This window comes from Gemmatimonas sp. UBA7669 (assembly GCF_002483225.1).
Lineage (GTDB): Bacteria > Gemmatimonadota > Gemmatimonadetes > Gemmatimonadales > Gemmatimonadaceae > Gemmatimonas.
In genome coordinates this window covers 33,083-58,903 of the sequence record NZ_DLHL01000001.1, presented here as the reverse complement: position 1 = coordinate 58,903, position 25,821 = coordinate 33,083, and the positions used below count along the sequence as shown (strand labels likewise).

The 25,821-nt window shown below is 68.1% G+C and carries 22 protein-coding genes; 13 read left to right on the top strand and 9 right to left on the bottom strand.

Features of this window, described 5'->3' with window-relative positions; all coding sequences use genetic code 11:
• The first annotated feature begins 290 nt into the window (after positions 1–290).
• Positions 291–1,661: an efflux RND transporter periplasmic adaptor subunit gene (locus tag B2747_RS00260; protein WP_291155214.1), complete on the top strand. Its 1,371-nt coding sequence runs from the start codon at positions 291–293 to the stop codon at positions 1,659–1,661.
• Between the two features lie 6 nt (positions 1,662–1,667).
• Positions 1,668–4,988 carry an efflux RND transporter permease subunit gene (locus tag B2747_RS00255; protein ID WP_291155212.1) on the top strand — a complete coding sequence of 1,107 codons (3,321 nt, stop codon included), beginning with the start codon at positions 1,668–1,670 and terminating at the stop codon, positions 4,986–4,988.
• Here B2747_RS00255 and glgP read toward each other — a convergent pair.
• Complete coding sequence (gene glgP / locus B2747_RS00250; protein WP_291155210.1) at positions 4,942–7,629, bottom strand: alpha-glucan family phosphorylase; 2,688 nt, start codon at positions 7,627–7,629, stop codon at positions 4,942–4,944. The two genes, B2747_RS00255 and glgP, sit on opposite strands and share 47 nt — an antisense overlap.
• Positions 7,630–7,887: 258 nt before the next feature.
• Between glgP and B2747_RS00245 the strand changes: the two genes are divergently transcribed.
• From B2747_RS00245 to B2747_RS00235, 3 genes are all read left to right on the top strand, one after another.
• Positions 7,888–8,532, top strand: coding sequence for a hypothetical protein (locus tag B2747_RS00245; protein ID WP_291155208.1), 645 nt, complete (start codon positions 7,888–7,890; stop codon positions 8,530–8,532).
• A gap of 8 nt (positions 8,533–8,540) precedes the next feature.
• On the top strand, positions 8,541–9,932 hold the full coding sequence (locus tag B2747_RS00240; protein WP_291155206.1) for an aminotransferase class V-fold PLP-dependent enzyme: 1,392 nt from the start codon (positions 8,541–8,543) through the stop codon (positions 9,930–9,932).
• Between the two features lie 183 nt (positions 9,933–10,115).
• On the top strand, positions 10,116–11,564 hold the full coding sequence (locus tag B2747_RS00235) for a glycogen synthase (RefSeq protein ID WP_291155204.1): 1,449 nt from the start codon (positions 10,116–10,118) through the stop codon (positions 11,562–11,564).
• An 83-nt stretch (positions 11,565–11,647) separates the two neighbouring features.
• Here the strand turns inward: B2747_RS00235 and B2747_RS00230 are convergent, their stop codons facing one another.
• Genes B2747_RS00230 through B2747_RS00205 form a run of 6 tightly spaced genes read right to left on the bottom strand, consistent with a single transcriptional unit; the run spans position 11,648 to position 15,555 of the window.
• Positions 11,648–12,109, bottom strand: coding sequence for a c-type cytochrome (locus B2747_RS00230; RefSeq protein ID WP_291155202.1), 462 nt, complete (start codon positions 12,107–12,109; stop codon positions 11,648–11,650).
• Positions 12,110–12,169: 60 nt separating this feature from the next.
• A complete protein-coding gene (prs, locus tag B2747_RS00225; RefSeq protein ID WP_291155200.1) occupies positions 12,170–13,201 on the bottom strand; it encodes a ribose-phosphate diphosphokinase in 1,032 nt (343 codons plus the stop codon).
• Positions 13,202–13,246: 45 nt separating this feature from the next.
• Positions 13,247–13,792, bottom strand: a complete 546-nt coding sequence (locus B2747_RS00220) for a hypothetical protein (RefSeq protein ID WP_291155198.1) — start codon at positions 13,790–13,792, stop codon at positions 13,247–13,249.
• 23 nt (positions 13,793–13,815) lie between these two features.
• Complete coding sequence (locus tag B2747_RS00215; protein WP_291155196.1) at positions 13,816–14,508, bottom strand: hypothetical protein; 693 nt, start codon at positions 14,506–14,508, stop codon at positions 13,816–13,818.
• Complete coding sequence (locus B2747_RS00210) at positions 14,486–15,205, bottom strand: methyltransferase family protein (RefSeq protein WP_291155194.1); 720 nt, start codon at positions 15,203–15,205, stop codon at positions 14,486–14,488. The genes B2747_RS00215 and B2747_RS00210 overlap by 23 nt, the downstream gene beginning before the upstream one ends.
• Positions 15,202–15,555, bottom strand: coding sequence for a DUF2933 domain-containing protein (locus tag B2747_RS00205; RefSeq protein ID WP_291155192.1), 354 nt, complete (start codon positions 15,553–15,555; stop codon positions 15,202–15,204). Before B2747_RS00205 ends, B2747_RS00210 begins: the two co-directional genes overlap by 4 nt.
• 256 nt (positions 15,556–15,811) lie before the next feature.
• Between B2747_RS00205 and B2747_RS00200 the strand changes: the two genes are divergently transcribed.
• The gene (locus B2747_RS00200) at positions 15,812–16,639 is read left to right on the top strand and encodes a YHS domain-containing protein (protein ID WP_291155190.1); all 828 of its coding nucleotides are present in this window, start codon (positions 15,812–15,814) and stop codon (positions 16,637–16,639) included.
• Between the two features lie 46 nt (positions 16,640–16,685).
• Here the strand turns inward: B2747_RS00200 and B2747_RS00195 are convergent, their stop codons facing one another.
• Both B2747_RS00195 and B2747_RS00190 read right to left on the bottom strand, forming a co-directional pair.
• Positions 16,686–18,062 (bottom strand): sensor histidine kinase, encoded by a 1,377-nt coding sequence (locus B2747_RS00195; RefSeq protein ID WP_291155188.1) that lies wholly within the window; start codon positions 18,060–18,062, stop codon positions 16,686–16,688.
• Between the two features lie 142 nt (positions 18,063–18,204).
• The gene (locus tag B2747_RS00190) at positions 18,205–18,879 is read right to left on the bottom strand and encodes a response regulator transcription factor (RefSeq protein ID WP_291155186.1); all 675 of its coding nucleotides are present in this window, start codon (positions 18,877–18,879) and stop codon (positions 18,205–18,207) included.
• Between the two features lie 378 nt (positions 18,880–19,257).
• Here B2747_RS00190 and B2747_RS00185 point away from each other — a divergent pair, with 378 nt between their 5' ends.
• The 7 genes from B2747_RS00185 to B2747_RS00155 all read left to right on the top strand — a co-directional run bounded on the left by B2747_RS00185 (position 19,258) and on the right by B2747_RS00155 (position 25,821).
• Positions 19,258–19,884, top strand: coding sequence for a ubiquinol-cytochrome c reductase iron-sulfur subunit (locus B2747_RS00185; RefSeq protein WP_291155184.1), 627 nt, complete (start codon positions 19,258–19,260; stop codon positions 19,882–19,884).
• Between the two features lies 1 nt (position 19,885).
• A complete protein-coding gene (locus tag B2747_RS00180; protein ID WP_291155182.1) occupies positions 19,886–21,439 on the top strand; it encodes a cytochrome b N-terminal domain-containing protein in 1,554 nt (517 codons plus the stop codon).
• 37 nt (positions 21,440–21,476) lie between these two features.
• Positions 21,477–22,832, top strand: coding sequence for a hypothetical protein (locus B2747_RS00175; RefSeq protein WP_291155180.1), 1,356 nt, complete (start codon positions 21,477–21,479; stop codon positions 22,830–22,832).
• Positions 22,833–22,864: 32 nt separating this feature from the next.
• Positions 22,865–23,236: a c-type cytochrome gene (locus B2747_RS00170; protein WP_291155178.1), complete on the top strand. Its 372-nt coding sequence runs from the start codon at positions 22,865–22,867 to the stop codon at positions 23,234–23,236.
• A gap of 188 nt (positions 23,237–23,424) precedes the next feature.
• Positions 23,425–24,393, top strand: coding sequence for a Spy/CpxP family protein refolding chaperone (locus B2747_RS00165; RefSeq protein ID WP_291155176.1), 969 nt, complete (start codon positions 23,425–23,427; stop codon positions 24,391–24,393).
• Between the two features lie 11 nt (positions 24,394–24,404).
• Positions 24,405–24,635, top strand: coding sequence for a twin-arginine translocation signal domain-containing protein (locus tag B2747_RS00160; RefSeq protein ID WP_291155174.1), 231 nt, complete (start codon positions 24,405–24,407; stop codon positions 24,633–24,635).
• Between the two features lie 139 nt (positions 24,636–24,774).
• Entirely contained in the window at positions 24,775–25,821 is a 1,047-nt protein-coding gene (locus B2747_RS00155) for a zinc-dependent alcohol dehydrogenase family protein (RefSeq protein WP_291155172.1), read from the top strand.

The following is a 25,821-nucleotide window of genomic DNA, read 5'->3' as shown; positions in this document are numbered from 1 at the left end:
CTCGAACGTCGTCACTGCAGCTGAGCGGTCGCTGAACGCCGGCTGAGCCCAGCAGAGTTGCTGTATGCGCTCGAGTCCGACCAGGGGAAGGCCTGGGCGGAGCTCGAGATGCTCCTCGGGCGCACCCTGTTCGATGCCAACGACGTTGCGCCCGATCCAGGGGCGGGAGGAAACCGATGAACATGCATTCCGAAACCGACGCGGCCGCGCCGGAGCCATCGCGCGGCCCCGTAGATCCTCCTTCTTCAGCGTGGACCCCGGACTCGGCGCCGTTCGGCAGGCCCGCGTCGTTGCATCGACGCGTCCTCTGGCTCCTCGGCTTCGTGGGGCTGCTTGCCACGGCGGTCGTGGGCGTCGTGCTCGCGAGTCGGCAGCCCGAACCGGTAACGGCGGCAGGACACACGGGCCACGGTGGCGGCGGGCCCGCGGTGAGCAAGGCGAGCCCGGTGACGTTGTCGGCCGATGCGGCGCGTCGCATCGGCGTCACGTTCGCGCCGGTGCTCAGCGAGTCGCTCGCCGGCGAAGTGCGCACGGTCGGAATGGTGGTCTACGATGAGACACGCGTGACGACCGTCGCACCGAAGCTCGACGGGTGGATCGAGCGGCTGGACGTCAACATCAGCGGGGCACCAGTGCGCCGTGGCGCGCCACTGTTCGCGATCTATTCGCCGATGCTCGTGACGGCCCAGGAGGAGCTGCTGCTGGCCCGCCGACTGGCGCGAGAGGTTGCCGCGGGCACGCCGGATGCCGCACGCGGGGCGAGCGAACTCGTCGAGTCGGCGCGCCGGCGACTGATGTACTGGGACATCCCGGCTGAAGAGATTGCAGAGCTGGAGCGCAGTGGGGAAGTCCGCAAGACGCTCACCCTGCGGGCTCCGACGAGCGGCATCGTGATCGAGAAGAACGTGCTTCAGGGGCAGCGCATCATGGCGGGCGAGCCGGTCTTTCGCATCGCCGACCTCAGCGTCGTCTGGATCGAAGGCGAGGTCTTCGAGCGCGACTTGTCGGCGATTCGGCTGGGCCAGATGGTCACGCTCGAGTTCCAGGCACTCGCCGGGGTGGCACGGCGCGGGCGCATCACCTACCTCTACCCGACGCTCAACGCCGAGACGCGCACCGCGCGGATCCGGGTGCAGATGCCCAACGGCGACGGCACACTCAAGCCTGGGATGTATGCCACCATTCGCGTGGCGACGCAGGGCACCGCGGTGGCCGTGACGGTGCCTCGATCGGCGGTGCTGGCCACGGGAAAGCGCACGCTGGTTTTCATCAAGGACGCCACAGGCAGCCTGATTCCGCGGGACGTGGTGTTGGGGCGTGCTTCCGACTCGCGCGTCGAGATTGCGAGCGGTGTGGTGCCCGGTGACACCGTGGTCGCGTCGGCGACCTTTCTCGTGGACGCCGAATCGAACCTCGGTTCCGCGCTCGGTGGCATGGGCAACATGCCCGGCATGGACATGGGCACTCCCGCGGCTGGATCACGGGGAGCACCACCACCGGCTCCGCAAGACATGCCGAACATGCCGAACATGCCCGTTCCCGGTACGCCGACGCCGAGTCCGCGCGGGACGCCGGGCGCGCCGGCGGCCCCCCGAACCCCAGCCCGTCCACCTGGCAGCACGACGGAAAGCCCAGGCGTCCATGCCCGGCATGGAGGCTGACGGCACATGCTGAAGCGCATCATCGAATGGTCGGTCGGGAACAAGCTGCTCGTGTTCCTGTTTACGGCCGCCGCGCTGATCGGCGGATACTTCGCCGTCAAGCGCACGCCACTCGAGGCCCTGCCGGACCTGTCCGACGTGCAGGTCATCGTGCAGGCCGAATACAACGAGCAGGCACCGCGCATCATCGAGGACCAGGTCACCTACCCGATCGCCGCCGAAATGCTCAAGGTGCCCGGCGCGCGCACGGTCCGCGGGTACTCGTTCTTCGGGGTCTCGTTCGTCTACGTCATCTTCGACGACGGCACCGACCTGTACTGGGCGCGGAGCCGTGTGCTGGAGTACCTGAACGGCATCAAGGGGAAACTGCCGGCGAGCGTCGCGCCGACCCTGGGCCCGGACGCGACGGGACTTGGATGGGTCTATCAGTACGCCCTGGAGGACACGACCGGCCGGCTGAATCTTGCCCAGCTCCGCAGCCTTCAGGACTGGTATCTGCGCTACGCGCTGACCGCCGTGTCGGGTGTGTCCGAGGTGGCGACGCTCGGCGGGTTCGAGAAGCAGTACCAAGTCGATCTCGATCCGGCGAAGCTGCTCGCGTACGGCATCCCGGTGACGCGCGTGATGAGCGCAATCCAGAATGCCAACGCCGACATCGGCGCCATGGTGATGGAGCTCAGCGAGCGTGAGTACATGGTCCGCGGCCTCGGATACCTCAAGTCGCTCTCGGACATCGAGAACGTCGTCGTGGGCGCGACGGCGAACGGCACCCCGATCCGCGTGGCCGAGCTGGGTCGGGTGAGCGTCGGGCCGGCGGTACGTCGCGGCATCGCGGAGCTCGACGGGCGCGGCGATGCCGTCGGCGCGATCGTCGTCATGCGGTTCGGCCAGAATGCGCTGACCACGATCGATCGGGTGAAGGCGAAGCTCGAGATCGTGAAGCGCGGGCTGCCGCCCGGCGTCGTCATCCGCCCGGTATACGACCGCAGTGAGCTCATCGAGCATGCGATCGAGACGTTGCGCGAGAAGCTGCTCGAGGAGTCGCTCATCGTGGCGCTCGTGTGCATTGCGTTCCTGTTGCATGCGGAGAGCGCGCTCGTGGCGATCCTGACGCTGCCCGTGGGCATCCTGATGGCGTTCATCGCCATGCGGTGGGTCGGCGTGGGCGCGGACATCATGTCGCTGGGCGGAATCGCGATCGCGATCGGCGCGATGATCGACGCGGCGATCGTGATGATCGAGAACATGCACAAGCATCTCGAACACGCGATCGTCGCCAGGGAGCGCGAGCGCGAGGGCGTGGACGTCGATCTCTCAGGCCGGCGCTACTTCCACACGAGCGCGCTGACGACAGCCGAGCGATGGAAGGTGGTGATCGAATCGTCGAAGGAGGTCGGCCCGGCGCTCTTCTTCTCGCTGCTCATCATCACCGTGTCCTTCGTGCCCGTCTTCGCGCTCGAAGGGCAGGAGGGTCGCCTGTTCAAGCCGCTCGCGTTCACCAAGACGTTCGCGATGGCGGCCGCGAGCCTGCTCTCGGTGACACTCGTACCGGTCACGATGGGCGTCTTCATCCGCGGCAGGATCTGGCGTGAACGCGCCAACCCCATCAACCGGTGGCTCATCGCGGCGTATCGTCCGATCATCACGTTCGTGCTCCGAAACCGCTGGCCGGTGGTGGGAGTGGCGGTGCTGACCCTCGTGCTCACCTGGCTCCCGTGGGCGCGGCTCGGCAGCGAGTTCATGCCGCGGCTTGATGAGGGCACCATACTGTACATGCCGACCACGCTGCCCGGGGTGAGTGTGGCGCGGGCGCGCGAGATCCTCCGCACACAGGATGCGATCATCAAGCGCTTCCCGGAGGTCGCCAGCGTGTGGGGCAAGGCAGGGCGCGCCAACACGGCGACCGACCCGGCGGGCCTCGACATGTTCGAGACGACGATCGCGCTCAAGCCCGAGTCCGAATGGCGACCGGGGTTGACGTACGACCGCCTCATCGCGGAGCTGAACTCGGCCGTGCGGCTCCCGGGTGTCACGAACGCGTGGACCATGCCGATCCGCGGACGCATCGACATGCTCGCGACCGGCATCAGGACGCCCGTGGGCATCAAGGTGTTCGGACCGGACCTCGCGGAGCTCGAGCGGCTGGGCAAGGAGATCGAGAGCGTCGTGAAAGGCGTGCCGGGGACGCGCAGCGTCTTTGCCGAACGTGCGGTGTCGGGTTACTACGTGGACATCGACATCGACCGCGCGGCGGCCGCGCGCTATGGGCTCAACGTCGGTGACGTGCAGAGTGTGATCGCGACGGCGATCGGCGGCATGACGATCACGCAGACGGTCGAGGGGCGCGAGCGGTACGGCGTGCGGGTGCGTTATCCGCAGGAGCTGCGCGACAGCCCCGAACGTCTGGCCGCTGTGCTGATTCCGGTGAGCACGGGCGGCGGTGGCGCGTCGGGGAGCACCATGGGTGGTGGTGCTGGTGGCGGCACACTCGGCGTCACGCAAGTGCCGCTCGGGCAGATGGCGACCATCAAGGCGGTCGCGGGCCCGATGGTGGTTCGCACCGAGGGGGCACAGCCGACCGCCTGGGTGTACGTGGACGTGGCAGGCCGCGACATCGGCGGTTACGTGGCGGACGCGCAGCGCGCCGTGGAGCGCGCGGTCGCGATGCCATCGGGCTACTCGATGCAGTGGAGTGGGCAGTACGAGTACATGGAGCGCGCGAAGCAGACGATGCGCGTGGTCATCCCCGCGACGCTGGCGATCATCTTCCTGCTGCTCTACTTCAACTTCAAGAGTGTCGGCGAGACGGCGATCGTGATGCTCTCGCTCCCCTTCGCGCTGGTCGGCGGCCTATGGTTCGTCTGGCTGCTTGGCTACAACTGGTCGGTGGCGGTGGCGATCGGGTTCATCGCACTCGCGGGCGTGGCGGCGGAGACCGGTGTCGTGATGCTCATCTATCTCGATCACGCGTGGAAGGCGAAGGAACAGGCCGCGGGGGGGGCGACGCCCACCGTTCGTGATCTGTACGAAGCCGTGATGGACGGCGCCGTCGAGCGCGTTCGGCCGAAGATGATGACCGTCACCGCAATCATGGCCGGCCTGCTCCCGATCCTCTGGACCGCCGGCACCGGAGGCAGCGTGATGAAGCGCATCGCGGCGCCGATGGTCGGCGGCATGATCTCGAGCACCGTGCTCACGCTGGTCGTCATCCCGGCCGTCTACTCGCTCTGGAAGGAGCGCGAGGTGCGGCGAGCAGCCGCCTGGTCGCCCGGTCCGGCCGTCAGCTCGCGTTGGGCGGCGGGACCCGCGAGCCGCCCAGCGTCGTGACGCCTCGGCGGACCAGCGCGTCCGGCGCCGCCCAGCGCACGGGAAGCGTGAGCAGCGGCGCAGCCGCATCGCGATGTTCCGGTTGCACGCGTACGGTGAAGCCGTGCAACCCGCTCATCGCACAGGCGACGCCGCTCGCCTCGAACAGCACGGCGGACCCGCTCGCGGTATCTGGCGCCTCCGTGACCGGCAGAAGTCTGGTCGCATCCGGGTGAATGATGTCACCCGCTGCATCAACCCGCCCGAGGTACAGCTCCACGCGCACATCCGCAGGCGTCAACGCGCCAAGTGAAACCAATGCGCACACCCGGATCGGCGTCCGCGCCGGCAGTTCGGGCGCGGCGTCCGTCTCCACCGCGTCGATGCACACCTGTGACCATGCGCCGCGCATCCGCTCGCGCCATCCGGCAAGCGCGCGGGCTTCCGCGCCGTCGTCGCCGCGGCGCCCCGCGGACGCTGCGGCGCCGGGAACGTAGAAACGCTGCGTGTACTCGCGCACCATCCGGTGCGCGTTGAACTGGTGGCACAGCTGCGCCGTCGCCGACTTGACGCGCGCGATCCACGCGCGCGGCAGACCTGCGGCATCGCGGTCGTAGAAACAGGGGATGATCTCCTGCTCGAGCAGGTCGTACAGAGCGTCGGCCTCCTCTGCATCGCGTGCCCCCGCATCTCCATCGCCCGCGTTCGTCGCGCTCGTGATCCTCCATCCGATCGAGGGTGCATCGGGTCTCGCATCGGCGATGGCCTCGGCCCACCATCCGTCGCTCGTACTCACGTTGAGCGCCCCGTTCGCGGCGGCCTTCATGCCGCTCGTCCCGCTCGCTTCATTCGGCCGCAGCGGCGTGTTGAGCCAGACGTCGCTGCCGCGCGTCAGCGCGCGCGCGACATCGAGATCGTAGTCCTCGAGGAACAGGACCCGGCCGCGGAAGCGAGCCTCGCGCGCGAATGCGTTCACCTGCGCGACGACTGCCTTGCCGGGCTCGTCGTGCGGGTGCGCCTTTCCGGAGAACACGATCTGCACCGGTCGACCTGGCACCGAGAGCAGCCGCGCGAGTCGGTCGGGATCGTGGAACAGCAGTGCCGCCCGCTTGTACGTGGCGAAGCGTCTCGCAAAGCCGATGGTCAATGCCTCCGTATCGAGCACTGCGTCGGCAGCGGCCAGCTCGGCCGGTGCTGCGGCACGACGAACGAGCTGCGTGCGCAGGTGCTGTCTGGCGAAGGCCACGAGGCGTTCGCGTCCCCGCTCGTGCGTGCGCCACAACTCTTCGGCCGGAAGCTGCGCCACCCGTTGCCATGCGTGGGCGTCAGCGGGCTCCTCACGCCAGCGCGGTCCGAGGTAACGGTCGTAGAGTTCCGCGACGTCGCGCGACACCCACGACGGGAAATGGACGCCGTTCGTGACGTGGCCGATCGGTGCTTCACCCGCCGGCAGGCCTGGCCAGAGCCCACTCCACATGGCGCGACTGACTGCGCCGTGCAGGCGACTGACTCCATTGCTCCACGCGGCGAGCCGCAACGCGAGTACCGTCATCGTGAAAGGCTCGGACGGATCGTCGGGGTGCTCCCGGCCGAGTGCGAGGAAATCGCACCACGCGAGTCCGCATTTCGCGGCGTAGTCGGTGAAGTACGGGGCAAGGAGTTCCGGTGAGAAGCGATCGTGTCCGGCTGGCACCGGTGTGTGCGTCGTGAACACCAGACCGGGCGCGACGAGCTCTCGCGCCGCTGCGAAGTCGAGGGCGTGCGCATCCATCGCCTGACGCACGCGCTCGAGGGCGCAGAATGCAGCGTGCCCCTCGTTCATGTGCCAGACCGACGGTGCGATACCCAGCGCCCCCAACGCGCGCACGCCTCCGATGCCAAGCACGATTTCCTGTTGGAGGCGGCGCTCGATGTCTCCTCCATAGAGCTGCGCGGTGATGTCCCGGTCTGCCGCCGCGTTGAGCGGCACGTCGGTGTCGAGCAGGTAGAGGTGTACGCGTCCGACGATCGCACGCCAGAGTTGAACGACGACCGTGCGTCCCGGCAGGTCGATGCCAACGGTGAGCGGTGCGCCCTCCGTCGTTCGCTGCAGCGTGAGCGGCCACGTGGAAATGTCGTTGGCCTCGTACGCCTCATGCTGCCGCCCGGCCGCGGTGATCTGCTGTCGGAAGTATCCCTGGCGGTAGAGAAGCCCGACGGCAACCAGCGGGACGCCGAGATCACTTGCGGACTTGAGGTGATCGCCGGCGAGCACGCCGAGGCCACCGGCAAAGATCGACAGGCTCTCGGTGATTCCGAATTCGGCAGAGCAGTACGCGACGAGCGGCGTGGCCACGCGCCGATGATCCGCTGCGGAACGCGTCGTCCGATCGAACCAGGTGGAGGGGTTCTGCAGGTACGAGTCGAGCGAGGCGACCACGCGGTCGAAGTGCGCGAGGAAGCCCGCGTCGTCGGCGGCGCGCTCCAGGGTGGACTGATCGGCGCGGCCGAGAAGCAGCAGCGGGTTGTGTCTGGTGCGCTCCCACAGATCCGCATCGAGGCGGCGAAAGAGCGCGCGGCTGTCGTGATCCCACGACCAGCGAAGGTTGTACGCGACGTCGCGAAGGCGTTCGAGCCGGGCCGGAAGCACCGGTCGCTGCACGAACGTGCCGATGGGCTGCATGGTCCCCTCCCGTTCACGCCATCGTGTCACCGAAAGCTGAATGCGGCGTGAACACCGCCTGAACTCCGCATGAACTCCGCATGAACGCAATGCTCCGTCGCCGGTGCGAACAGCGTCCCGCGTTCCGGCGCCGCGCGGAGCATCGGTCGCTCACGAGCGGCTCAGGCAGACCTCAGCATGGCAGCCCACGTTCGGATTGCCGCGTTCACCATCCCCGCGGCCGGTTCGCATCGAATCCTCACTGCCAGAGAGGTCGCCATGTTTCGGCCTTCGCTCGCTGCTCGATTGCTCGGTCGCTACCTGCTCGCAGTGCTTGGCGTCGCAGCCGGCACCACCGCGCCACACATCGCCGACGCGCAGTCCGACGGCACGGCGAACAGCCTCGGCATTTCGGTCGCGGCAGGACCAGCGTTCGCGTCACGATCCGGCGGCGCCGCGTCGTCGGGCTACGCCGCCAGCGCATCCGTCGCGCTCGTCGCGCCGGGATCACCGTGGCGGGTCCGCGGCGAGATTCTCTACCAGCACCTCGGCATGGCCGGCAAGGACATGCGCGTTGGTGCCGACGACGCCTACCGCATGCGCGGCGCGGGCGAGCGTTCCACCAGCGCGTTCGTCAGTGGCGTTCTCGCCGGCCGTCGCACCAGGGCCGTCAGCCCGTACGTCGTCGCCGGGCTCGGCGTCGGCTGGGTGAGCGCGATGCGGATCGAGTCCGACGTCACGTGGACAGGAGGGATGCACGCGGGAGGCCGCGCGACGCGTCTCGCGCTTCAGGGCGGAACAGGGCTCGAGTGGAAGCGCGGGAGCCGTGCGCTGAGCATCGAGGCGCGACTGCAGTCCCTGCCAACCGCGTCGAACCTCTTCGGCTCCACCTCGCTGCCGGTCACGGTCGGAGTGTCCTTTTGATCGCGCTCGTGGAACCCCCAGCCCCGCTCGCGGCCGGTGCGGCTTCCCTGTCCGAGCTCTCCTTCGGCGCGCTTCGGGCGCGCGAGTTTTCGCGACTGGACGCGCGCGACGAAGCCTATCTTGACTACACCGGAAGCGCACTCCCCTTCGATTCGCACGTCGCCTGGCACCTGACGCTGTTGCGGACGGAGCTGTTCGGCAATCCGCATTCCGAGAGCCGGACATCGCTCGCCAGCACACACTGGGTGGACGCGGCCCGACGATCCGTACTCGCGTTCGTCGACGCCGACCCGGCGGAGTACGAGGTGGTCTTCACTGCCAACGCCAGTGCCGCCGTCAAGCTCGTGGGAGAAGGCTTTCCGTTCGGACCGCAGTCGCGCCTCGTACTGTCGGCAGACAACCACAACTCGGTACTCGGGATCCGTGAATTCGCGCGCCGTGCAGGCGTGGCTGCCGCGCACGTGCCGCTGGATGCGGACCTTCGTCTGCGGGATGCGCAGCGGATTCTCGAATCCGCCGTGCCACGTCAGCCGAGTCTCTTCGCGTTTCCGGCCCAGTCCAATTTTTCAGGAGTACGGCACCCACTGGATCTGGTACATCGCGCGCGAGCACTCGGCTATGTCGTGCTGCTCGATGCCGCCGCGTTCGTGCCCAGCGCGCCGCTGTCGCTGCGCGCCGTGCCGGCGGACTTCGTCACGTTGTCGCTCTACAAGCTGTTGGGCTATCCCACGGGCGTCGGCGCGCTCGTGGCCCGTCGCGACGCGCTGGCGCGGCTGCGCCGTCCCTGGTTTGCGGGCGGCACCGTGGAGTTCTCCTCGGTGCAGAACGACATGCACATGCTGCGCACGGGCTTCGCCGGCTTCGAGGATGGCACCCCGAACTTCCTCGCGCTGTCCGCGGTACCCTATGGGCTCGGCATGTTTCGCGAAATCGGCATGGCGCGTGTGAGTGAGCAGCTGCGACCGATGCCCGTCGCGCTCATCCGCGAGTTGCATGCCCTCCGCCATCGCAACGGCCGGCCGCTCGTCACGGTCTACGGCCCCACCGACGGAGACGCGCGCGGCGGCACGGTCGCGTTCAATCTCTCGGATCGCCGCGGCCACTGGATTCACCACGAGCGAGTCGAGGCACGAGCCGCGGAGCACGGTGTCTCGGTTCGCAGCGGATGCTTCTGCAACCCGGGAGCGGCCGAACACGCGTTCGGATTCGACGCGGCACGTACGGCCGCCTGCATCGAAAGCTCGCGACGACATCATCCCGACCCACAGCTCTGGAAGGAGCGCTTTTCCCGCTGCATGGATGGCGCGCCGATCGGCGCCGTGCGCGCATCCGTCGGCATCGCGACGAACGATCGCGATCTGTCGCGCCTGCTCGAGTCGCTGGACACGTGGCGCCATTGAGGCACGACCATGACACGCTCATCCCGACTCCACTCGACGTGCGTTCCCGCCCCGAGGAGGCCCGCCCGGCCGACCTCGGCGGGGGCCGGCTCGTCCGCCACGACGCGTGCTTCGCGCCGCGGTGCGCCCGCACGCACCGACATCCAGCCGCTCAGCGCGCCGTCGCACGCTCCGGTGCTTCATGTGAGCGCCGAATGCTGGCCTTACGTGCGCACCGGCGGCCTGGGCGAGGCGGTCGCGGCGCTCGCTGCTCACCAGGCCGCCCATGCACCGGTCGCTGTGGTGGTGCCGTTGTACCGGAAGGCCCGCCAGTCCCTCGACGCACTCGGGGTGGAGCTCGTCCCCGCGAGCGACGTCCTGCCGCTCGCCGTCGGATCGTGGAGACCAGAGACGCAACTCTATCGGCCGTCGGCCGCCCTGCCGGGCACACCGGATCTCGTCTTCGTGCGCTGCGACGAGGCCTTCGATCGAGCGGGGATCTACGGCGAGGGCGCGGTCGACTTCGCCGACAACGCGCGTCGCTTCGCGGTGCTGTGCCACGCGGCCCTGCATGCGCTTCGCGGCCGCGCCGGAGGCACGCCCGCCATCCTGCATGCGCACGACTGGCATGCCGGACTCGCACTCCTCTACCTGCGCACGACGTACGCACATGATCCCGCGCTGCGCGGAGTCGCGTCGGTGCTCACCGTGCACAACGCCGCGTTCCAGCAGCATCTTTCCGCGGAAGACGTGGGCGCGCTCGACCTCCCGGCGGAACTCTACGACTGGCGCTGCCTCGAGTGGTACGGACGGGCGAACCTGCTCAAGGGCGCACTCGCCGTAGCGGACCACGTCACGACGGTGAGCCCGACACATGCGGAGGAGCTCTGCACTTCGCTCGGCGGATTCGGGCTGCATGACGCGTTCACCGCACTCGGCGAACGGCTGGTCGGCATCCGGAACGGCATCGACCTGACGTGCTGGGATCCCCGCACCGATGTCGAGTTGCCGATGCGGTACGGGCCGGATGCGCTCGACGGCAAGCGCGTGTGCAAGGCAGCGCTGCAGAAAGCGATGGGTCTCGCCATCGAGCCGGCTGTGCCGCTCATCGCCGTGTGTGCGCGACTGGACAGGCAGAAGGGGTTCGACCTGCTCCTCTCCGCCGGCGTCCTCGAACGCCCGGACGTGCAGGTGGTCGTACTGGGAGAGGGCGAGACGCGCTACGCGGACGCGTTGCATGCGCGTGCCGACGCCGCACCCGACCGCGTCGCGGTGTGCACGCGATTCAGCGACGCCGCCGAACGTCGGCTGCTCGCCGGTGCCGACCTCGCGCTGGTGCCGTCGGTCTACGAGCCCTGCGGGCTCGCGCAGCTGCGCGCGCAGCGCTACGGGGCGCTGCCCGTCGCCCACCGCGTCGGCGGGTTGGCGGATACGATCATCGACGGCGTGAACGGGATTCTCTTCGCGACGCATACGCGCGACGCGCTCGACGACGGGATCGCGCGCGCGCTGAATGCGTATCGTGTACCGAGCCACTGGCACACCATCGTCGGCACCACCATGCGCGCCGACGTCGGCTGGATGGCGCCAGCGAGCGAGTACGCGCGCGTGTATCGGGCTGCGCTCGCGTCACGGGTTGCGATGTCCCGGTAGCCGGTACGAACATCGCGGACGAGGAGGATCGACGTGCGGCCACGGCGAACGAGCGATCGGCCGTTCGCGCCGTGCCGTGATCGTCACGGCGCGTTTCGCCGGGCATCGCGTGCCGGCATGAACGGGTCCCGTCTGCTCACCTCCGCCTGCCGTATCCGCTGAGCGGGCGTCCACTGGGACTTGAGATACGTCAGCACCGCGCGGATCTCCCCATCGGTGAGGGTCGCACCGAAGGCCGGCATGCGCGAACGCCGACGCGACACGGTGTCGGACGCACCCGTCGCGACGATGCGATGGAGGAGCCCGTCCGCGTGATGCCACGTGTGCCCGGTGGAGTCGTGCGGCGGCGGCGGGTAGTTGCCGTTTTCATCGGGAACCTTCCAGTCGGGCCTGGCCTGACCGGCTGCGCCGTGGCAGCTCGCACACCGTGCCTCGTAGATGACACGCCCGGTGCGAACAGCCGCGGGGTCGAGCGTCGGGCCGTCGTCCTGGCGCTGGCACCCGCCCATGCCGGCGATCATCAGTAGCAGAAGTCGAGATCCCATGCATGGAGTCTGCACCGTTGCATTCATCACGTCGATCCCCGGCCGGGACCGACCGACGCGTCAGCCGACGTAGAGATTGCTGAGTGCGCAGCCCGTGCTGGATGAGCCGTCACCGCGCGCGCCGGACGCGTCGCACCAGTCCGGTCCGCAGCCTCGCACCTCATGCGTCGCACGAGACAGGTCCGCCGTCAGCACGGCGCTCGCAAGCGTGGACGACAGGTCGATCGCGTTCGTCGGATGGGCGACGGTATTGGACGTGACGAGACGCGCTGCACCTGCCGCCGAGAGCAGCGCGGCGGCGTCATCGCTGAAGACGGCATGAACGCCGACGCACACGGGCGGAGCCATGCCGGCGTCGAGCAGGTGCGTGATGGTCGCGATCGTCACAGGCGACGGGGAGATGATGTCGTCGACCAGCACCGGCGTCCGATGCCGCCAGCGTGCGAGGCCCGGGATGTTCACACGTGTGTCGCAGTCTCCGAATCGCAGTGCTTCCGCCGCCACGCTCGGCATGCGCGTCCGGCCGGCCATCACCTGTACCCACGGCGCCTCCTCGCCATCGGCGGTCACGAGGAGCGGCGCGTGCACGTGACTCGCGATCCAGTCGGCGACGCACGGTGCGGCGTCGGCCACGACGCAGGAAAGCTTGCGACACCCGGGCAGATCGAGCACATCCTGCGCGTGCGTGTCGACCGTCGCCGTCCAGTCGAAGACCTCGCCCAGCAGGCGAGCGAGTGCCCCGGCGCTCACGGCCTCGCCCGGAAGGAAGCGGCGGTCGCGACGCAGGTAGGGCAGGTACGGCGCCACGAGGCCGACGCGGTGGGCACCCAGCTCGCGCGCCGCGCGAGCGGCGAACAGGAGAGGCAGCAGCTTCGCGTCGGGGCGGTCGAGGGTGCAGACCAGCGCGACGTCGCGAGCGACGACGTTGCGCGGCACGTGCACGACGGCTTCGCCATCAGCGAAGCGATGGACGTCGACCGAGCCGACCACCGGGTCGTCGTGCGCGACGAGATGCGCCGACAGGGCCTGCGCGAACGGTTCGTTGCCCGGCAGTGCGAGGATCAGCGGTGGCGAAGTGTCCATGGTCCACATGTGAATCTCCCGCGTGATCGGAGGTGGTCTGGCGATGAGGGATGATCACGGCACGAGCGACATGGGCCGCGTGCCGCTCGTGCAGCTGGTATCGGGTCGGATCGCGCCACTCGCGACCGCCCGCCGCGCATCGACCACCATGCGCTTCGTGCACCAGCGGGCATACCACGGGCCGATGAGCCGGCCGATCCACCGCCAGCTGCCGACATGAGGCAACGTGTAGTCGATGAACACGCGAAGTCGAATGTGCCCACCGGCGGGGACCAGGTCGAACCCCATCCGATACGGGCCGATCACGAGCAGTCGGACATCGTTGGTGGTTTCCCACGCCTTCCGGTGCGGTGGGTCGAACTCGCACACGATCTCCTCCGCAAAGAGCTCGAAACCGAGTACCCGTCCGCGGAGCCGGATGGTCGATCCGAGCGCCTGGCCGCCGAGGGCATCCATGTGCATGGTCATCCGGCCCCCGGCCATCATCCACGAGGAACTGCGCATGTGGCCGGAGAGTCGCCGGTGGTCGTCCAGATACTCGAACAGGGCGGCGCCGGCTACCGCCATCGTTGCGCCGTACTCCTCGTGTCGTTCGAACATTCTGGTCCCCGCTGCAGGATTGCTCATACGGAATCGGCGAAGCCGGAAATGATCTCGGCATCGGTCCCGTGCATCGGCGGCATTCCGTCTGATCGTCGTCCACGCAGTGCTTTCTCCAGCGTGAGAAGAAAGGCGAACGCGGGATCCTTGGGACTCATGGTGCGCAACGCGTGGAAGTGCGTGCGCACGTACCGTTGCAGGTAGTCCACCACGCTGCCGAGTGCGACGCGGTGATACGCACCGTTCGCGGCGCCGACCGTCGATCCGAATGCGATCATTCGCACGCCGTGCCCGTTGGGGAGGATCGCGTGTCCGCGGTGGAGGAGGGTCGTCACCAGCGCACCGACGCCGTCGCTCTCGCAGCAGCCAAATCGCACGAGGGCGGTGCGGAGCACCGCGGCATCGGTGGCCGCCGCGTTGAGGACGGCCGCCCCTTCCTTGACCTCGGCGATGATCATGTCCGGCCGATCGAGCGGAACAGCCAGCGCCGGATCTGCACCTGACTGGTCGTCGTCGCCAGTCGCGGCACCGCGTCGCGGTGCGATGTGCCTCGCGTGCGCGAATCGCACGGCGAGCACGTCGAGGTCGGTCGCGCTTCGGTAACCGCCGCCGCGCAGAGCCTCGATGACGGGATACTCGGTCACCGTGAAGTAGCCGTGAAGGCGCAGGTACGCCTGCACGAGCGCGACGGCGTTATCCATGGGATGCGTCTCCAACGCCCGGCGTAGCGGGCGGCACGTTGAACCGGCGTCCCGAATCGCGGCCGAGTCGAGGCAGAAACGCGGGAGTGACTGCAGCGTAGTCCGCGTAGGCATTGCCGAAGCGTGCACGCGCATCGCGCTCCTCGCGCCGCGCGAGCCGAACGTACATCACGGCAAGCACGGGGAAGAGGACGAGCGTCGGTATGGTCGGCCACTGCAACAGGAATCCCAGCATGATGAGCAGGAACGCGAGGTACTGCGGATGGCGCACTCGCGAGTACGGACCCGTCGTGGCGATCGTGCCGTTGCGCTGCGACTCGTGCAGGACGGGCCATGCACGTGCGAGCACCACGAAGCCGACTGCGAGCAGCACGGCACTCGACAGGTGAAACGGGCTCAGATGCGGATCGCCGCGCCAGCCGATGAGCACGTTCCAGAGATGACCGCTCTCGTGCGTCAGCGGGTCGAGGGCAGGAAATCGGCGCCCCAGCCATGCAGAGGACAGGTAGATGGTGAGCGGGAATCCGTACATCTCTGCAAACAGCGCCACGAGGAACGCGGCAAACGAGCCGAATACGCGCCAGTCGTGTCGCGTACGCGGAAGGAAGAACCCGTAGGCGAACACCGTGAACAGGGCGACGTTGAGGAGAACGACGGACCAGAGACCGTAGGCCGGATCGTGCACCGGAATACTCGACACCATGAGGTTCATGACGTCCTCGGCGGCTGATGGCCGGTCTCCCCGGACCCCGGCGGTGTCGGCGGCGGCATGTGCCGATCACCGGCCGGATGGGCGACGTGCTCACCGTGCCGGCGATGCCCGAGAGCGTGCAGGAGCGGACAGACCAGGACGAGCAGCCACGGCAGCAGGCCCAGCACATGGACGCGGTGCTCGTAGAGCAGCACCAGCGCAGCGGCGCCGAGGAAACCGGCGACGCCGACGAGTCGGAACGAGGCGCTCCATGCGGCGCGTGCCGGTGACCGTAGCGCGATCGGGCGCCCCGGATACGAGGATGCGGTGTCGTCTGGCAAGATGGCCTCTGTCGGGATGTCTTCCGACACGCTGACTCGACCCGCTGAACGACAGCTGAGCGCGCGGTGAGGACACGTTAGGACACGCGAGCGTTCCTGCATTTCGCATTGCGTGCACATCGGAACGTGTGGGTGCGGTGGTGACGTCGCGCGACGATTCAGCGGCCACTCAGCGAGCGCTCAATGCGGACGCGTACGATCCGGCCGGACGGAGGGCTCGTCCAGGCAGGCGCCGCATTCGGCTACCCGTCAGTCGACGGAGCATCACATCATCATGGAGCATCACATGACGACCGACCGCGAGATCAGCGACGAGTCCGGGACCGATACGCACCACGGTTCACCCTTGCCGTCCGAGGCCTTGCGCGACCGCCAGCTGCACGATCCGCGAATCGGCTCGTTCGCGAGCGGCGTCGAGGCACTGCTCGATACACAGACCCACAGCCGTGCGGGCCGGGTGCAGGCAGTTGCCGTGGAGATGGCCAGCCGTGACGCCGCGATGGAAGCATTCGAGCGCGTGCGGTCGTTCATTTGCACGCGCCTGCTGCAGTCTCGCCTGGAGGTGCTCGCCACCCGATTTCCCAACTCCGGCCTGGAGACGATCCACACGCCGGGCGGGACGCGCATGCACTTCGCCTTCGCACGGACGGATCGGATTCCGGCGAAGGTCTCGCTCGTGACCGGCGCGTTGCTGGACGTGGAGCGGGCCGCCGCAAGCCTCTTCACGCGTATGGAGGTGATCCCGGTACTCGTGGCACTCCCCGATCAGGCGCACCACGCCGTGGCGCTCGGCGTGCTCGACGACATCGTGGCGCGCGGCGACGATGCGTCACCGGAGGCCCGTGCACGGTGGGATGCCGCGGTCGCGTGGCTCGACCAGCAGATACTCGCCATCGTGCAGTTGTATCTCTCGTTCGAAACGGATGCCGGCTATCAGAAGCTTGCGTCGCACGTCGACCCGGTGTGCGGCATGCGCGTGTCCGGCGGCAGTGCTGCGGCCATCCGGGATTTCCTGGGACGCAGATACTACCTCTGCTCCACCACCTGTGCCTCGCGCTTCGCGTCGAACCCGGGCTTCTACGTCGACCAGCGTCGCGAGCCGATGGGTGCGTGACCCGATGAGCGCGTGCGTGACCAAATGCGCACGGTAGCCCCGCGGCTCACTCGACGGCCGGAAGCAGGATGCGAACCGTCGTGCCCACGCCAAGCGTGCTGTCGACCGTGATCGTTCCGCGATGCTGCTCCACGATCCACTGCGCGATTCCCAATCCGAGCCCCGAGCCGCCGGGCTCGCGGGCACGCGCACGGTCCGACCGGAAAAAGCGGTCGAAGACGTACGGGAGATCCTCCGGCGCGATCCCGACGCCGGAATCGCGTACGGAGAGCGCCGCCGCGGTGCGGCCGCCATCCGCGACCCGCCGAAGCGCGATGTGCAGCTGGCCACCAGCGGGCGTGTACTTGGCGGCATTGTCCACGAGAATGAGCAGCAGCTGCAGCATGCGATCGCGATCGCCAGTCACGACGACATGGTCGATCGCGTCGACGGACAGTACCTGCCCGCGGAGCAGGTGCCGTGCGTCGCGTAGCGCGTCGCTCACGACGTCTGCCATCGCCACGTAGTCGGTGCGGATCACCCTCGCACGCGCGTCGGCGCGCGCCAGGGTGAGCAGGTCGGCCACGAGACGCGCGAGCCGGTCGGCTTCTCGGCGCGCCTCGATCAGTGCGACCGCGCGCTCCGCGTCCGGGACCGACCGTGTCAGGAGCTCGAGGTTTCCGATGATCGCGGTGAGGGGTGCCCGGATCTCGTGCGAGGCGTCGGCGACGAAACGCTGCTGTCCCGCGTACGCCTGTTCGAGGCTTGCGAGCATGCGATTGAACGTCGAAGAGAGCCGCGCGAGCTCGTCGTGTTGCGCGTGTTGCGCGTGGTGTGCGTTTCCTCCAGCGCCCGGCAGCGCCACGCGCCGGTCGAAGGCACGCGTGCGCGCGATCTCCTCTGCGGTCTCCGTGAGGGAAACGACCGGGCGAAGGAGTCGCGCCGCCATCCACCACGCCATCACGAGGGTCACGAACGTCCCGACGACGCCGGAGAGCACCATGACGTGCCCGAAGGTCGTCAGGGAGGCGTCGAGTTGTTCGAGCGGCGCGACGGCAGCGATGCCCGGACGGCTCGGAGTGGCGGGGAGATCGAAGACGCGCCAGCGCGCGCCGGATGCCGGCGCGAACACCGTGAATCTGCCGCCCACGTCGGCGTGGGTATGGACGACGGGGGCCAGCGTGGCGAGGGGTGGATAGGCCGGCCCCGGCGTTGCCCGGCGGAGCCAGCCGGGATCGATGCTCGGCGCGCCGGCGTCGCGGGACTGCCCGACGAATCCAGGAGGCGCATCGATCAGACGGATCACTACACCAAGGCTGGTGGCAGCGGAGATCACCGTGTCACGCGCGCCCGGAGTCGACGCGAGCACCAGCTCCGCGGCGATGTGCACCGCGGCTGCCTGCATGCTGCCGTCGAGTTGCTCGTAGTGCGTGCGACTGTGCACCGCGTAGCCATATGTGCACGCCAGCACGACGACACCCGCCGTCAGCGCTCCATAACAGAGCGCGAGACGGAGCCGCAACGAAAGCCGGAGTCCGCGCAGACGATGGAGGCGTGCCGCCGGCCGTACTCTCGGCTGCGGACGATCAGCACTCCCGGAGGACATAGCCGGCACCACGGAACGTGTGGATGAGCCGTGGTTCGCCGGCCGCCTCGAGCTTCTGCCGCAGCTGCTTCACGTATACCTCGAGCACGTTCGTACCGCCGTCGAAGCCGTAGCCCCACACGCGATCCATGAGCATGTGCTTCGGGAGCACGCGGCGAGGGTGCAGCAGGAACTGGCGAAGGACCTCGAACTCGGTGTTGGTCAACTCCACGTCGCGGGTCCCGCGGCGGGCGCGCCGGGTGCCCGTATCCAGCGACAGGTCGTCGAAGCGCAGGACGTCGGGCTGCTCTGCCTGACGCCTTCGCATCAGCGCGCGAAGCCGCGCGACGATCACGTCGAGGCTGAACGGTTTCGCCACGTAGTCGTCGGCGCCGTCTGCGAATCCCTTGACCTGCGCCTCGGGTGCGTCGTTCGCCGAGAGCATGAGCACCGGCAGGCACTCGTCGGCCTGCCGAAGCCGGCGCAGCACCTCGTAGCCGTCGATCCCGGGCAACATGAGGTCGAGGACCACGACGTCCGGATTGTGGTCGCGAGCGATCGCAAGTCCCTGCGGTCCGGTCGAGGCGGTATCCACCGCGAACCCTTCGTACGCGAGACCGCGCTTGAGGACGCTGGTGATTGCGGGATCGTCGTCGATCACGAGTACCTTGTGCATATCGGTCCGGTTGCCGGAGGAGTCGCCTCGGGCGGGCGCCGGAATGCGCCCGGACGAGGTGAGACGAGCCGGGGAGCGCACGACGACGCTCGCCGACCACGGGGAGTATTCGCGCGAATCGCGACCGTCACCATCGGGCCTTCCCTGAAATCCCTCAGGGAACCGCGGACAAGGCCGGCGCCGGAGGTCGGGGATTCCCGCACGCGGCGAGCACGGTGCCGGCACCCTGCTGCCGTGCGGAGCTGGCGAGTCCGGGATGCGACCGGAACGCTCAGCGAGCGCTCAGCTGGCGCTCAGCACGCTGCGCCAGAGTCTGGACACTCCACTCCTCCCGGCGATCTCCACCACCGCGACGTTCAACTCACGGCGTAATAGCGCATGTCCTTCCCGGATCCGAATACAGGCGAGCCGCGCTCGGCGCACGCCGACGAACGCCATGCGTGCGACACGGCGTCGCACACCGCACCCGTCGACGGTGCGGGTACGGCCGGCGCGGCGACTCCCGTGCCCAGACGAATCGCGCTCCAGCTGCTCAGCGCAGGAGCGGCAGCCACGGTGGGCGCCGTCGTGGGTGTTCCCGCACTCGTGGCGTTCCTGTCGCCCGGTCGCCGCAAGGCGGGCTCCGAGGAGTGGATCAAGGTCACCGAAGCCGATCAGGTGGAGATCGGAGTACCGGTCGCGGTCAGCTTCGTCGAGCCGGTGAGCGACGCATGGGTCGAAAGTCGCGTGCTTCGCAACGTCTGGCTCCGCACGGAGGACGGCGAGACGTTCACGTGCTACAGCGGGGTATGCCCGCACCTCGGCTGCAGCTTCACCTACGAGCCGGATACGCAGCGCTTCCACTGCCCGTGCCATCACGGCCTCTTCGAGGGCAGGACCGGGGCCGTCGTGGGCGGCCCGCCACCTCGCGGGCTCGATCCGCTGCCGGTGAAGGTGGAGGCGGGCGCGGTGTACGTGCAATACAAGACGTTCCGGATCGGTGTCCCCGAACGCGCGGAGGCGTGACGTGGACAATCCGGTCGAGCCGTCCGATCCGTCGTCCGACGACATCGCCTCACAGCGGCGCGGCTGGCTGGACCAGCGCATCGACTGGCGCGGGATCCGGCGAACGCTGCTCGATCGTCCGGTGCCCGATGGCCTCACCTGGTGGCACACCCTCGGCAGCGCAGCGCTGACGGCGTTCCTGGTGCAGGTCGTCACCGGGGTCGTGCTCGCCACGTTTTTCGCCCCCGCCCCCGATCACGCGTACGACAGCGTCCGCTACATCCAGACGCAGGTGCCGATGGGCGCATTCCTCCGCGGGATGCACACGTGGGGATCGAGCGCGATGGTGCTCCTCGTGATGGCGCACATGGTGCGCGTGTTCGCGATGGGCGCATACAAGTACCCGCGCGAACCCAACTGGCTGCTCGGCGTGGCGCTCCTCGCGATCACGATCGCGTTCGGATTCACCGGATACCTGCTGCCCTGGGATCAGAAGGCGTACTGGGGGACACAGGTCGGCACCAGTCTCGCCGGAACGGCGCCAGTCGTCGGCGGGTTCGTCGCGTCGGTGCTGCGCGGTGGGTCGATGCTGGGCGCCGCGACGCTCTCCCGCTTCTATGCGCTGCACGTCCTCTGGCTCCCGATCCTGCTCGGCGGGTTCGTCGCGCTGCACCTCGTGCTCGTGATCAGGCAGGGGATCGCTGCGCGCACGGCAGCCCTCGAGGCGGGAGCGCCATCGCGCACGGACGACCCGGCCTATCCTGCGCACTACGCCGCCGCGTACGCGGCGACGAAGCGCGGCGGCGTGCGCTTCTGGCCGCACATCGTGACGAAGGACCTGGTCGCATCGGCCGCCGTCGTGCTCGTCATCGCCGCGCTCGCGCTCGTGCGCGGCGCGACGCTGGAGCCGCCAGCGGATCCGACGGACACGACCTACGTGCCGCAGCCGGAGTGGTACTTCCTCCCGTTCTACCAGCTCCTGAAGCTGTTCCCGGGGTCGCTGGAGAGTACCGTCGCGGTCGGGGTGCCGCTGCTGCTGTTCGTCGCGTTGATCGGGCTGCCGTTCTTCGATCGTCGCAGCGCACGCAACCTCCGCAAGCGCCCGGTGGCGCTCGCATCGCTCTCCGTGCTGCTCGGCGGATCCGGCTATCTGCTCGGCGCTGCGCTTCAGGAGCTCGGCGCGATGCGCGGTGAACGTGGGCCGGAGCTGGCCTCCGCGAACTCGGCGCCGCTGGCCGCCGTCGAGCGCGCAGGTCGCGCGAGCTTCCAGCGCCAGTGTGCGAGCTGCCACGTGGTGGCGGGGCAGAAGGGAGGCGACGAGGGGCCTGAACTCACCGAGGTCGGCCTGAAACGCTCGACCGCATGGCTTCACAGCTTCATCGAGTCGCCACGGCTCTTCCACCCGGAGAGCGAGATGCCGGGCTTCGGCCCGCCGGTGCTCAGCCACCAGGAGGTCGAGGAGCTCGCGCGCTATCTCGGCACGCTGCGTGGACGACCGGGGGCGCCACCGCGTCAGCCCGATTTCCGCGACACGTTCCCGCAGCTCAAGGCCGCCTCGCCGGCACCCGGTACGTGAGCGCCGGTGTGCATTCACGTCACACATGGGAGATCCGATGCGACGCCCCCAGTCGTTCGTAGTCATTCGTGCGGTCACGCTGCTGACCATCGTCGCTCTCGCGTTCGCGCCGCGGGTGTCTCACGCGCTGCCCCCGTGGGCGCGGCGCTACAACATGTCGTGCTCGGGTTGTCATTCGCCCGCGGTGCCGCGACTGAACGCGACCGGCATCCAGTTCAAGTGGGCCGGCTATCGCATGCCCGACGAGATCGGCGAGAAGGCCGACATGCGCCGGATCCGGGAGTACCTGGGACAGCGGACGCGCGTGGAATATGCGTACGCCAGGACAACCGGCGACGACGCGACGAACGACGTGACCATTCCGCTGGCCAGCGCCTTCCTCGCCGGACCGTTCGGTAGGAACTTCGGTGCATACGTGGAAATCGGCCGCGAATCCGGCGGTGCGGCGGAGTACGCCGTCGAGGGCACGGGAACGTGGGGCAAGGAGACCTCGTACGGCGGACTCCGCGTGGGCATGGGCCACCTGATCTACGGTGGCGCGCTCGCGGGTCTCGACAGGCCCACCGGCATTGCCGTGCCGCTGGCGATCGGCGAGGGGCTCACTGCGGCCGTTCCGTTCCGATTCAGCGCCGACAACGCCGCGGCGGAAGCGTTCTGGGTTTTCAACGGGCGCAACAGATTGTCCGTGCGCGCGCTTCGCGGGCTGGGTGCGGTCGAGCCGCTCGAGGCGGAGGGCGAAGCGTCGGTGACGGCCGCGAAGGCGCTGCGCCTGCGTGGCGCGTCGTTCGCACGCGTGAACGGTGTGCAAACCGCCGCGCGCACTGTCGCGGACCCCGGCGCTGGAGGCGAGGACGAGGAGGCGGAGACGCGCTTCACCAGCCGCGTCGACCTCGCCGTGACCAACCAGTTCATGTGGGACGCCAACGGGTCGGGTGTGGCCCTCATGGCGTACTTCGGCTCGACGCCCGGCCTCGACTTTGCCGCCCCCGACCGCGCAGCGCGGTACACTCGCTTCGTCGCCACCGCGAACAAGATCTACCGCAACGTGGAGCTCCTCGGTGGTTATGCGCTTGGACGCGACACGCGTCTGCCTCTTCTCGACGACGAGGGGACGGCGCTCGACGGGCCACGTGCCTCCGGGGCCGGCTACTGGGGCTCGGCGCAGTACTCGTTCACCGAGTGGCCTGTCGCCGTCTATGGCCGGTACGAAACCCTCGATCGCAATCGCGACCGGTCCGACGACCAGCTTCGGCGCTGGGTGGTCGGCGCCGTGAAGCCGCTTGGTTCTCCAGAGTATGTGCGCCTGGGTCTCGAATGGGTCCTCGACGACCCGCAGCGCATGCTCGGTCCGCGACGCCAGCGTCTCGCGGCCGAACTGCTCATCGCGTTCTGAACCACGTCCTCCCATCTCGCGCAGGAACTCTCATGGCCATCAAGTCGACGCAACGTCTCATGGTGGCGATCGCGATCGCCATCGTTTCGCTCCCACGTTCGGCGGCCGCGCAGGCGCCGCCGTCCGACGGCAAGGCACTGTACCTCAAGAACTGCCGGCAGTGTCACGGGGCCGTCGGCGTCCCCTCGGCGACCAACAAGGCCAAGTATCCGAAGATCCGGGACCTGACGGATGCCACGTTCATGGCAACGCTGAGCGTGGACTCGCTGGTGCACGTGATCCGTCATGGCAAGGGGAAGGACATGCGCCCCTTCGAGGGCAAGCTGAAGGACGCCGAGATTCTCGCGATCGCGCAGTACGTGCGTACGCTGCCGGCGAGCAAGGCCGCGAGGACCGAGGACTGACGTCAGGGATTCCCTGCCGAGAACACTGCATATCGTCGACTTGTATGCGAGCAAGCGGAGCGCAGACTTCAGGTAGCACGGAGAACATACGGTGTCGACGGAACTCGCTGTCGTTCCGCACCAGTGCGCCGTACGGCGGCAGTTCCTGGCGTAGAACCAACCCGTGCTTTCATCAACCGAGTAGCCATATGCATTCGATCAACGCATTCCCGGTCCGCCGACTCGTACCCATGGTGGCCTTGATGGCCGCTGCGGCCGTCGTGACGGTGCCGCCATTCACGGTCGCCGCGCAAGCGTCCAGTCAGGACCAGCAGGTTGCCAAGCAACTCGCCGACCTTCGCGCAGAGGTCGCGAGGCTGAAGGCCGCATTGGCGAAGCAGCAGTCCATGCCGTCGACGGGTGCGCCCACCGGCGCGATGCAGCCAGGCATGAAGCGGATGGACGACATGGGTGAGATGGGCGGGATGGGTGCCAAGCCCGCAGGTGCGATGCCCATGGGCGACAAGGCGAAGAAGCCGATGGGCGGAATGATGGACGACATGATGGGAGCGGGCGCGATGTCCGGAGGCATGGGCAGGATGGACATGCACAAGGGCGAAATGGGAATGCCGCCGGACAGCATGAAGATGATGGACGACGACAAGATGTCGTCGATGAAGCCGAAGGCTGGTGCGATGCCTCCAGCAAAAACCAAGGCAGCGGCCGGCAGCACCATGCCGGGTATGACCATGCCTTCGGCTCCGACCACGGGCAGCACGTCAGCGGCGGCCACGACGCCGCGCTCGATGTCGTCGATGCCCGGCGTTCCGGGCACATCGCACGTGTATCACGTCGGGTCCACGGGATTCTTTCTCGATCAGCCGCAGATTGGACTGACCAGCGACCAGAAGACCGCGCTTGCGAAGATCAAGGAGCGAGCGATGGTCGATCGTGCGAATGCAGAACGACGCATCGCACAGGCCGAGCAGGATCTCTGGACGCTGACGGGTGCCGATCAGCCGGATGCGCCAAAGGTGCAGGCGAAGGCGCGAGAGATAGAAGAATTGCGCGCAACACAGCGACTCGCGTTCATCGAGGCGGTTGGCGAAGCGACGAAGCTTCTGACCGCCGAGCAGCGCAGCAAGCTGCTCGGTGTCGGGAACCCATCGGCAAAGTAGTTCACGCACCGATGACGGCGCTTCGGTCGCTGCTGACGCGTCGCCAGCTGTTGCAGGACGCGGCTGCCATGGGTGCGTGGTCGGTGCTCGGCCCGGCAGCCGTCTCTGGACAGCCTCGAACGGCTATCGCCCGCACGCGTGCGGCCGGCGCGTCCGGTGCCGGTGGCATCGATCTGGTGATCGATGCTGCATGTCACGAATGGACCCGCACGAAGTCGCGTCAATTCATTGGCACGGATTGATTCTCCCGCCCGACGTTGACGGCGTACCGGGCATCAGCGCGAGCAGTTTTCGCATACGCACACACCAGAGGTAGTGATCATGCCGGCAACGCAAGAGCTCCGGAAAGATGTCGTGAGTCGTGTCGGCTCCGACGATACCATGATGGCCCTCGTCTACCGCGGGCCCGCGAAACGCGAATGGGTTGCAATGCCGCGTCCCGCGATTCAGGATCCTGGCGATGCAGTGGTCCGCATCACGACGACCACGATATGCGGGACCGATCTGCACATCATGAAGGGTGACGTGCCGAGCGTGATGCCCGGTCGTATCCTCGGGCATGAAGGCATCGGAGTCATCGAGGCCGTGGGGTCCGCCGTGTCGACGTTCAAGGTCGGGGATCGCGTGCTCATCGCATGCGTGAGCGCGTGCGGGGTCTGCGACTTGTGCCGGCGGGGCATGTACTCGCACTGCCGGAAGGGCGGATGGATACTCGGCAACACGATCGACGGGACACAGGCCGAGTACGTGCGCACTCCGCACGCCGAAACGAGCCTCCACCATCTTCCGGACGATGCAGACGAAGAAGCCTTCGTGATGTTGAGTGACATCCTTCCGACCGGGTTCGAGTGCGGCGTGCTGAACGGGAAGGTGCAGCCGGGAGACAGGGTCGCGATCATCGGAGCTGGCCCGGTCGGTCTGGCGGCCCTGCTGGCCGCGCAGTTCTACTCGCCCGCGGAGATCATCATGATCGACCTCGACGCGAACCGCCTCCGTGTTGCCGGCACATTGGGTGCCACCACGCAGATCAGCAGTGCCGACGGCACGGCGATCGAGCAGGTGATGAAGCTGACCAATGACGCGGGAGTGGACGTCGCCATCGAGGCGGTGGGAGTCTCCGCGACCTTCGACATCTGCCAGGCGATCCTGGCGCCTGGGGGCCGCCTCGCGAACATCGGAGTGCACGGAAAGCCGGTGCAGCTGCATCTCGAAAAGCTCTGGGATCGCAACATCGCGATCACCACGCGACTCGTCGATACGGCGGCGATACCGATGCTGCTGAAACTGGTGCAGTCCGGCAAGCTGCAGCCGGCACAGCTGGTCACGCATCGCTTCGCGCTCGATGACATCATGACGGCGTACGACACCTTCGCCGACGCGTCCAAGGAGAAGGCGTTGAAGGTGATCCTGACGAACCCGGGCCAGTAG